We start from the raw sequence: 10,230 nt of genomic DNA on the forward strand, positions 1-10,230 counted from the left end.
GTTCGACCCGGCGGAGGAGTGCTGGGCGATCTGCGTCCGCGCGCTGCTGCCCCTCTACCTCCCGGACGAGTCGCCCGCCCTGGTGGATGCCGTGCTGGGCTCGTTCGACGCGGCCCGCGGCGCCGCCGAGGCCGCCGTGCGCGTGCCGTCCTGGATGCCGTCCCGGCTGCGGCGCCGGGTGCGCGACGCCGACCAGCGCGTCCGCGACACCATCTCCCCCATGCTCGGCACCGGTGCCGGTGCCGAGGCGGGGTGCCCCGTGCGGACGGGCACGATGCTCGAACACATCCGGACGCAGCCGGATGCCGTCCCCCCGGACGTCGCCATGGGCGCGATGGGGTTCACGCTGCTCGGCGCGATCGGCACGATGGGCGCCGCCTGGTGCTGGATCCTCTACCATCTGGCCGCCCATCCCGACGCCGCGCAGCGCATCCGCGAGGAGGCGGAGACCGCGACCGGGATCGACGACGACCCGGCGCGGGCCCTGCCCTACACCTGGGCGTTCGCGCAGGAGGTGCTGCGGGTCCGGCCGCCCGCCTGGCTCCTCGGCCGCGACGCCGTCACGACCGTCACGCTCGGCGGCTTCGAGGCGCCCGCCGGGACCGCCGTCATGTTCAGCCCCTACCTGCTGCACCACGACGAGCGCTGGTGGACGCACGACCCGCACCGCTTCTCCCCCGAGCGGTGGCTCGGCTCCGGCCGGCCGCACGCGCCGGGCGCCTACCTGCCGTTCGCGTCCGGGCCGCGCGGCTGCCTCGGCACCCACCTCGGGCTCGCCGTCCTGGCGCTCACCGCCGCGCACATCACCACACGGCAGAAGCTGGACGTCCCGGACATCCAGTCGATCACGACCTACTTCGGGCCGTCGACGCTCACCCCGGCCGGGATGCGCGCCCGCCTCACCGCCGGATAGCGCGCCGGATTCGCGGCACGGCGTCCACGCCGCTGGAGGGCCCGAACGGCCCGCCCAGCGGCGTTTCCGGTGTTTCAGCAGGTCATGGACGCATGTTCCGCCGTCCCCGCAGAGGTGTAGGAGACGAAAATCTTGGGGACGAGGTGACCGCGATCACACTTCATCCATCACCGAGGGACATGAGGTCGCCATGGGGGTGCGCGCCTGGTTCGAGGGCTGGCCGGTCTACCGCCAGCTCGCAGGGGACGATCCGCTCGGCAGGGGGGCCGCGGCGATGTCGCCGTACACGCGCGCGCTCACGCCCCGGACGGCGACGGCGGACAAGGTCGTCAAGTCGATCTGCCCCTACTGCGCGGTCGGCTGCGCGCAGAACGTGTACGTCAAGGACAACCGGATCGTCCAGATCGAGGGCGACCCCGACTCCCCGGTCAGCCGGGGCAGGCTGTGCCCCAAGGGCGCGGCGTCGCTGCAGCTCACCACGGGCGAGGCGCGGCGGCACGAGGTGCTGTACCGGCGTCCGCACGGCACCGAGTGGGAGCGGCTGGACCTGGAGACGGCGATGGACATGGTCGCCGACCGGGTCCTCGCCACCCGGCGGGCGACCTGGCAGGACGAGCAGGACGGCAAGCGGGTCAACCGCACGCTCGGGATCGCCAGCCTCGGCGGCGCGACGCTGGACAACGAGGAGAACTACCTCATCAAGAAGCTGTTCACCGCGCTCGGCGTCGTCCAGATCGAGAACCAGGCGCGGGTCTGCCACAGCTCCACGGTCGCCGGCCTCGGGACATCGTTCGGGCGCGGCGGCGCGACCACGTTCCTGCAGGACCTGCAGAACGCCGACTGCATCGTCATCGAGGGCTCGAACTTCGCCGAGTGCCATCCCGTCGGGTTCCAGTGGGTGATGGAGGCCAAGGCGCGCGGGGCCAAGGTCATCCACGTGGACCCGCGGTTCACCCGGACCAGCGCGCTGGCCGACCTGCACGTGCCGATCCGCGCGGGCACCGACATCGCCTTCCTCGGCGGGATCGTCAACCACGTCCTGTCCACGGGATCGGACTTCCGCGAGTACGTGGTGAACTACACCAACGCGGCGACGCTCGTCGGCGAGGACTTCCAGGACACCGAGGACCTCGACGGCGTGTTCTCGGGCCTGGACGCCGACTTGCGCGCCTACGACGTCAGCACCTGGCAGTACGCGGGGACGGAGGTCCAGGCGGCGTCGGGCGAGCGGGACGAGCTGTACGAGGATCGCGCCGGCCACAAGGCGGACATGGCGTCCTCGGGGCGGTCGGAGTCGCACGGGTCGGGCGGCGCGGGGTTCCGCGGCGAGCCCGAACGCGACCCGACGCTCCAGCATCCCCGCTGCGTCTACCAGGTCCTCAAGCGGCACTTCGCGCGCTACACCCCGGAGATGGTCGAGGAGACCTGCGGCATCTCCCAGGACGCGTTCCGGCAGGTGTGCGAGGCGCTGGTGGAGAACTCCGGGCCCGACCGCACCAGCGAGTTCGTCTACGCCGTCGGGTGGACGCAGCACAGCACGGGCGCGCAGTACATCCGCACGGCGTGCATCCTGCAACTGCTGCTGGGCAACATCGGCCGTCCGGGCGGCGGCATCCAGGCGCTGCGCGGCCACGCGTCCATCCAGGGGTCGAGCGACATCCCCACGCTGTTCAACCTGCTGCCCGGCTACATCCCGATGCCGCACGCGCACACCCACGAGAGCTTCGACGACTTCATCGAGGCGGTGAAGACCGACAAGGGCTTCTGGGCGAACATGCGCGCCTACGTCGTCAGCCTGCTGAAGGCGTACTGGGGCGAGAACGCGACCGCGGACAACGACTACTGCTTCGGCCACCTCCCCCGCCTGACCGGCTCGCACAGCACCTACGAGACCGTCCTGGCGCAGCTGGACGGCGTCTGCAAGGGCTACTTCCTGCTGGGCGAGAACCCGGCGGTCGGCTCGGCCAACGCCAAGATGCAGCGCCTGGGCATGGCGAAACTGGACTGGCTGGTCGTCCGGGACTTCTCGCTGATCGAGTCCGCGACCTGGTGGAAGGACGGCCCGGAGATCGAGACCGGGGAGCTGCGCACCGAGGACATCGCCACCGAGGTGTTCTTCTTCCCCGCCGCCGCGCACGTGGAGAAGGCCGGGTCGTTCACCAACACCAACCGCATGCTCCAGTGGCACTTCGCCGCCAAGGAGCCGGACGGCGAGGCGCGCAGCGACCTGTGGTTCACCTACCACCTCGGCCGGCGCGTCCGGCAGCGGCTGGCGGGGTCGGACGACCCGACGGACCGGCCGATCCTGGACCTCACCTGGGACTACCCCACCGAGGGGACGATCGAGGAGCCGAACGCCGAGGCGGTCCTCGCCGAGATCAACGGCAGCCGCGCCGGGGGCCGCCCGCTCAGCGCCTACACCGAGCTGAAGGACGACGGCTCCACGTCCTGCGGATGCTGGATCTACTGCGGTGTCTACGCCGACGGCGTGAACCAGGCCGCGCGCCGCAAACCCCACACCGAGCAGATCTGGACGGCTCCGGAGTGGGCGTGGGCGTGGCCGGCCAACCGCCGCATCCTCTACAACCGGGCCTCCGCCGACCCCGAGGGGCAGCCCTGGAGCGACCGCAAGGCCCTGATCTGGTGGGACGCCGCGAAGGGCTCATGGACGGGACACGACGTCCCGGACTTCGTCGCGGACCGGCCGCCGTCCTACCGTCCGGACGAGGGGACGCACGGGGTGGACGCGATCAGCGGCATCGACCCGTTCATCATGCAGGCGGACGGCAAGGGCTGGCTGTACGCCCCGGCGGGCCTGGTCGACGGGCCGATGCCCGCGCACTACGAGCCGCAGGACTCGCCCGTCCGGAACCCGCTGTACGCCGGCCAGCAGCGCAACCCCGTGCGGCAGGTGTTCGCCCGGGAGGCCAACCGGTTCCATCCGGGGCCGGAGGAGTCCGGCGCGAACGTGTTCCCGTACGTCGTCACCACCTACCGGCTCACCGAGCACTTCACCGCGGGCGGCATGAGCCGCTGGACCCCGTACCTGGCCGAGCTCCAGCCGGAGTTCTTCTGCGAGGTGTCGCCCGCGCTGGCCGCCGAGCGCGGCCTGGCGCACGGCGGCTGGGCGCACCTGGTCAGCGCCAGGGGCGTGGTGGAGGCGCGGGTCCTGGTGACCGACCGGATCAGGCCGCTGACGGTGGGCGGGCACACCGTCCACCAGATCGGCGTCCCCTACCACTGGGGACCCAACGGCTACACCACCGGCGACTCGGCCAACGACCTCACGGCGATGGCGCTGGACCCGAACGTGCACATCCAGGAGGTCAAGGCCCTCAGCGCGGACATCCGGCCGGGCCGCAGGCCGCGCGGACCGGCCGTGCCGCGGCTGCTCGCCGAGTACCGCCGCCGCGCCGGGATCACCGAGGACACCGGAATGGAGGTCAGGGGATGAGCGGCTCGCTGGTCGGGCGCAACCTGCTGGCGGGGGTCGAGCCCGACCCGGCGGGCGACGCCGGGCACCGCGACGCGCCGCCCCGGATGGGGTTCTTCACCGACACCTCGGTCTGCATCGGCTGCAAGGCCTGCGAGGTGGCATGCAAGGAGTGGAACGCCGTCCCCGAGGACGGCCTGGAGCTCACCGGGATGTCCTACGACAACACCCAGGGCCTCGGGGCCTCGACCTGGCGGCACGTCGCGTTCGTCGAGCAGAGCAAGCCGCTCGGCAACGCCTCGGCCGAGGGCGACGGCGACCTGCGCTGGCTGATGGCCTCCGACGTGTGCAAGCACTGCACGCACGCCGCCTGCCTGGACGTGTGCCCCACCGGGGCGCTGGTCCGCACCGAGTTCGGCACCGTGGTCGTCCAGGAGGACGTCTGCAACGGTTGCGGCTACTGCGTGCCCGCGTGCCCGTACGGCGTCATCGACCAGCGTCCGGAGGACGGCCGGGTCTGGAAGTGCACCCTGTGCTACGACCGGATCGGCGCCGGCCAGGAGCCCGCCTGCGCCAAGGCGTGCCCGACCGACTCCATCCAGTACGGCCCGCTGGACGAGCTGCGCGAGCGAGCCGCGGCCCGCGTGGAGGAGTTGCACGGTGTCGGCGTCGACGACGCGCGGCTGTACGGGCACGACCCCGAGGACGGCGTCGGCGGCGACGGCGCGTTCTTCCTGCTGCTGGACGAGCCGGAGGTCTACGGGCTGCCGCCGGATCCCGTCGTCACCACCCGCGACCTGCCGTCCATGTGGCGGCACGCCGGGCTGGCCGCGCTGACCGCGGCGGGCGCGGTGGCCGCCGTCTTCGCCGCCCACGCCCGGGCCCGGGGAGGACGGCGATGAGCACGTCGGACGTCACCAAGGACGGCGTCGAGGGGGAACGGCCCGGCCGCTCCGCGCTGGTCGGCCAGGGGCTGGACGGGCACCGGCGGGGGCGGCGGCGCGGCGAGCGGCCGGTCGTGCCCGACGCCGAGTTCGGCTCCTACTACGGCCGGCCGATCCTCAACCCGATCCCGTGGGAGCCGCTGGACATCGCGGGCTACTTCTTCCTGGGCGGGCTGGCCGGGGCCGGGTCGATGCTGGCGGCGGGCGCGCAGCTCACCGGGCACACCGCGATGGCGCGCGCGCTGAAGATCTCCTCGCTCGCCGCGATCTCCGGGTCCGCCGCCGCCCTCGTCCACGACCTGGGACGGCCCGGCCGGTTCCACCACATGCTGCGGGTGGTCAAGCCGACCTCGCCCATGAGCATGGGCTCGTGGCTGCTGGCGCTCTACGGGCCCGCCGCCGGCGCCGCGGTCGTGGCCCAGGAGGCGCGGCGGCACCGGAGGCTCGGGCGGCGGCTGGTCTCGGCCGCGAGCGCCCTGGACCGGGCCGCCACCGCGGGCGCCGCCGCGCTCGGCCCGGCGGTGCTCACCTACACGGCCGTCCTGGCCTGCGACACGGCGGTGCCGTCGTGGCATGAGGGATACCGGCAGATGCCGTTCGTGTTCGCGGGGTCGGGCATCGTCGCGGCGTCCGGGATGGCGCTGGCGGCGTCCCCCACGGCGCGGAACGGCCCCGCGCGGTCGGCCGCCGTCGTGGGCGGGCTCCTGGAGCTCGGGGCGTCCCGGCTGATGCGGCACCGGCTCGGGCTGGTCGGCGAGCCGTACGGCGAGGGCCGCGCCGGACGGTTCATGCGCGCCGCCGAAGCGCTCACCGCCGCGGGGGCGGTCACGGCCGTCCTGTTCGGCGGGCGCGGCCGTCCCGCCGCGCTGGCGAGCGGCGCGGCGCTGCTGGCCGCCTCGGCGTGCACCCGGTTCGGCGTCTTCCACGCCGGACGGCAGTCGGCCGAGGACCCCCGGTACACGGTCGTCCCGCAGCGGCGGCGAGGCGGGACCGGTGCCGAGCGGTAGGACCGGACGGGCGGCCGAGACCGGCGGCACCGGGCGGATGGCGGAGAACGGCGGGGCCAGGCGGGCGGCGGCGACGGGCAGCGGAACCGGACGGGCGGCGGCGACGGGCGGCGGGTCCGGGCGGGTGGTCGCGGCGGTGCGGGCGGCCGACGACCGGCTCGGGACGGCCGGCTTCCTCGGCCGCAACATCGGCAAGGCGTTCCCGAAGCACTGGTCGTTCCTGCTCGGCGAGATCGCGCTGTACTCGTTCATCGTCCTGCTCCTGACCGGCACCTTCCTGACGCTGTTCTTCCATCCCGGGGACGCCAAGGTCGTCTACGACGGTTCGTACGTGCCGCTGCGCGGGCTCCGGATGAGCGAGGCCTACGCGTCCGCGCTGCGCCTCTCCTTCGACGTGCGGGGCGGGCTGCTGATGCGGCAGCTCCACCACTGGGCCGCGCTGGTGTTCGTGGCGGCGATCTGCGCCCACCTGCTGCGGATCTTCTTCACCGGGGCGTTCCGCAAGCCCCGCGAGCTCAACTGGCTGATCGGCGTGACGATGTTCGCCCTGGCCCTGGCCGAGGGCTTCGCCGGGTACTCGCTCCCGGACGACCTGCTCTCCGGCACCGGCCTGCGGATCATGCAGGGGATCGTGCTGTCGGTCCCGGTGGTGGGCACGTACCTGGCGATGTTCGTGTTCGGGGGCGAGTTCCCCGGCGAGGAGATCGTCTCGCGGCTGTTCCCGGTGCACGTCCTGCTGATCCCCGGCCTGCTGCTCGGCCTCATCACCGCCCACCTGCTGATCCTGTGGCACCAGACCCACACCCAGTGGCCGGGACGCGGACGCCGCGAGCGCGCGGTGTCGGGCGAGCCGGCGTTCCCGGCCTTCGCCGCCCAGAGCGGGGCGTTCTTCCTGACGGTGACCGGCATCTTGGCCGCGATGGCGGCCTTCCTGCAGGTCAACCCGGTATGGCTGTACGGGCCGTACGTCCCCGACCAGGTCTCCCTCGGGTCCCAGCCCGACTGGTACGTCGGGTTCCTGGAGGGCGCGCTGCGGATCATGCCGCCCCTCACGACCACCCTGTGGGGGCACACGGTCGCCTGGAACGTGTTCGTGCCCGCCGTGGCGCTGCCGGGGGTCTTCCTGACGACGCTGGCGCTCTACCCGTTCATCGAGCGCTTCGCCACCGGCGACGCGCGCCTCCACCACCTGCTCGACCGTCCGCGCAACGCCGCGACGCGCACCGCGCTCGGCGCCGCCGGGATCGCCTGGTACGGCAACCTGTGGGCCGCCGGGGGCGACGATGTGCTGGCCGACGTGTTCCGGCTGCCGCTCTACGGAAGCGTCTGGTTCTTCCGGATCGGCTTCTTCTTGTTCCCGGTCCTGGCGTTCGTCGTCACCCGGCGCGTCTGCCTCAGCCTGCAACGCGCCGACCTGCGCGAACGGCAGGAGGGGGTGGAGAGCGGCCTCATCACGCGCACGCCGGACGGCGGCTTCACCGAGCGGCACGACACGCCGGGGGCCGACGCCGCCGCCGTGCTGCGCGCCCGCCAGCCGCGCGAGCTGGTCCGGCCCGTCCCGGACCACATCATCCCGATGCCCACGCCCGGACGGATCAGGGCGCAGATCAGGTCCCGCGCCAACCGGTTCTACCTCGACTACCAGAGCGAGGTGCACGGCGGCGGGCAGGGCAAGGCCGGCACTCCCCCGTCCGGACGGGAGGAACTGGAGGGCTGACCCGCTCAGACCCTTCGGGTTCGGACCCCCTCAGGGTTCGGGCCGCCTCGGGGTTCGGGCCGCCTCAGCGTCCGCCGTCGCCCGGCCGGACCTGCGGGGTGGCGATCTCGGCGTTCTGCGGCGGGCCCTCCGGCGGATAGCGCAGGTCGAAGGCCGGACGATTGGAGCGGATGGCGGGCATCGCGTGGAAGTTGTGCCGGGGCGGCGGGCAGGCGGTGACCCACTCCAGCGAGTTGCCGCCGCCCCAGGGGTCGGCGACCTCGATCCGCTCGCCGTGCCGGTGCGTCCGCCAGATGTTGTAGAGGAAGGCGAAGGTGGACGCCCCGAGCACGAACGACCCGGTCGACGAGACCAGGTTGAGCGTCGCGAGGTGGGAGGGGTAGTCGGCGATGCGCCGCGCCATCCCCTGGACGCCCAGCAGGTGCTGGACCAGGAAGGTGGTCTGGAAGCCCACGAAGAGCGTCCAGAAATGGATCTTCCCCCAGGTCTCGTCCAGCAGCCGGCCGGTCATCTTCGGCCACCAGAAGTAGAACCCGGCGAAGGTGGCGAACACGATCGTGCCGAACAGCACGTAGTGCAGGTGCCCGACCACGAAGTAGGTGTCGGTCAGGTCGAAGTCCATCGGCGGCGAGGCCAGGATCACGCCGGTCAGCCCGCCGAACAGGAACGTCACCAGGAACCCGACCGCGAACAGCATGGGCGTGCCGAGCCGGATCTGCCCGCGCCACATCGTGCCGATCCAGTTGAAGAACTTCACCCCGGTCGGCACCGCGATCATGAACGACATCAGCGAGAAGAACGGCAGCAGCACCTGCCCGGTGGCGAACATGTGGTGCGCCCACACCGTCATCGACAGCCCGGTGATGGCGATGGTCGCCGCCACCATCCCGAAGTAGCCGAACACCGGCTTGCGGGAGAACACCGGGATCACCTCGGTGACGATCCCGAAGAACGGCAGCGCGACGATGTAGACCTCCGGATGCCCGAAGAACCAGAACAGGTGCTGCCAGAGGAGCGCGCCGCCGTGCGAGGCGTCGTAGACGTGCCCGCCGAGCTTGCGGTCGGCCTCCAGCGCCAGCAGCGCGGCGGTCAGGACGGGGAAGGCCATCAGCACCATCAGCGAGGTCAGCAGCACGTTCCAGGTGAAGATCGGCAACCGGAACATGATCATTCCGGGCGCGCGCATGACCGCGATCGTGGTGATGAGGTTGACCGACGTCAGGATCGTGCCCGCCCCGGACAGCACCAGCCCCATGATCCACAGGTCCGGGCCGACGCCGGGCGAGTGCTCCACCGACGACAGCGGCGCGTAGCCCGTCCAGCCGAACGCCGCCCCGCCGCCCGGCGCCCCGAGGCCGCCGACGACCAGCAGCGAGCCGAACAGGAACAGGTAGTAGCTCAGCGTGTTCAGACGCGGGAACGCCACGTCCGGCGCGCCGATCTGCAACGGGACGACGACGTTGGCGAAGCCCGCGAACGTCGGGGTGGCGAACAGCAGCAGCATGATCGTGCCGTGCATGGTCAGCAGCTGGTCGTACCGCTCCGCCGACACCACCTGGAGCCCCGGCTCCAGCAGCTCGCCGCGCATCACCATGGCCATCAGGCCAGCGAGCAGGAACAGCACGAACGACGTCGTCAGGTACAGGTACCCCACGACCTTGTGGTCGGTGGTCGCCAGGACGTCCCGCACCCGCGTGCCCATGCGGTGCCGCGACAGCGCCCGCTCGACGCTGTCGTCGGCCCTGTCCTCCAGCGTGGTCATGCCGCCTCCGCCTCCGCGCACCCCCAGTGAGGCGCTTTCCGGGCGGAGGCCCTTTCAAACTCTTCGCGATCTTGAAGACCGACGAATCATCGCTTCGAAGGAGGTTGTCACCGTGGATTCGCAAGCTCCGTAGAGGATCACCGAAACGCGCTCCGGTGAGGACGGCCTCGGGCGGCGGGCGGTGAGGGAACAATTGGGCGGAGGTGGCGGAACGGCGGTCAGCGTCCGGCCGGGTAGTAGTACTCGGCGGAGGCCTCGTCGGCCGTGCGGCCGCCCCAGCGGCGCGGCGCCCAGGTCGGGACGAGCAGCGCGAAGCCCAGCATCGCGTCCACTCCGGTCCCGAGCAGCATGCGCAGCCCGAAGTCCAGGTCGTCGGGCGCGTGGGCACGGGCGGGCAGGCCCAGCACGGTGCCGGGGTCGGCGAGGAAGGCGCCGGACAGGGCGAGCAGCGTCA

General features: G+C 72.3%; 6 protein-coding genes and 1 pseudogene. 5 read left to right on the plus strand and 2 right to left on the minus strand.

The window, feature by feature from the left end; genetic code table 11:
* The 5 genes from AB0J52_RS14595 to qcrB form a co-directional block, all read left to right on the plus strand.
* Positions 1-913 (plus strand): cytochrome P450 (locus tag AB0J52_RS14595; protein ID WP_500182081.1); only part of this gene is annotated, 913 nt, incomplete at its 5' end.
* A gap of 190 nt (positions 914-1,103) precedes the next feature.
* Positions 1,104-4,367: a formate dehydrogenase gene (gene fdh, locus AB0J52_RS14600; protein ID WP_500182082.1), complete on the plus strand. Its 3,264-nt coding sequence runs from the start codon at positions 1,104-1,106 to the stop codon at positions 4,365-4,367.
* 86 nt (positions 4,368-4,453) lie between these two features.
* The gene (locus AB0J52_RS14605) at positions 4,454-5,248 is read left to right on the plus strand and encodes a 4Fe-4S dicluster domain-containing protein (RefSeq protein ID WP_500182086.1); all 795 of its coding nucleotides are present in this window, start codon (positions 4,454-4,456) and stop codon (positions 5,246-5,248) included.
* The gene (nrfD, locus tag AB0J52_RS14610; RefSeq protein ID WP_500182083.1) at positions 5,245-6,297 is read left to right on the plus strand and encodes an NrfD/PsrC family molybdoenzyme membrane anchor subunit; all 1,053 of its coding nucleotides are present in this window, start codon (positions 5,245-5,247) and stop codon (positions 6,295-6,297) included. The genes AB0J52_RS14605 and nrfD overlap by 4 nt, the downstream gene beginning before the upstream one ends.
* Positions 6,284-8,014, plus strand: a complete 1,731-nt coding sequence (gene qcrB, locus AB0J52_RS14615; RefSeq protein WP_500182084.1) for a cytochrome bc1 complex cytochrome b subunit — start codon at positions 6,284-6,286, stop codon at positions 8,012-8,014. Before nrfD ends, qcrB begins: the two co-directional genes overlap by 14 nt.
* 64 nt (positions 8,015-8,078) lie before the next feature.
* On the opposite strand, the gene ctaD is transcribed toward qcrB, so the two are convergent.
* Positions 8,079-9,776: an aa3-type cytochrome oxidase subunit I gene (ctaD, locus tag AB0J52_RS14620; RefSeq protein WP_500182085.1), complete on the minus strand. Its 1,698-nt coding sequence runs from the start codon at positions 9,774-9,776 to the stop codon at positions 8,079-8,081.
* 218 nt (positions 9,777-9,994) lie between these two features.
* A pseudogene (locus tag AB0J52_RS14625) lies at positions 9,995-10,230 on the minus strand (hypothetical protein); the annotation flags it as partial.

Origin of the sequence: Spirillospora sp. NPDC049652 (assembly GCF_040675125.1) — a bacterium.
In the GTDB taxonomy this organism is placed as follows: domain Bacteria; phylum Actinomycetota; class Actinomycetes; order Streptosporangiales; family Streptosporangiaceae; genus Spirillospora.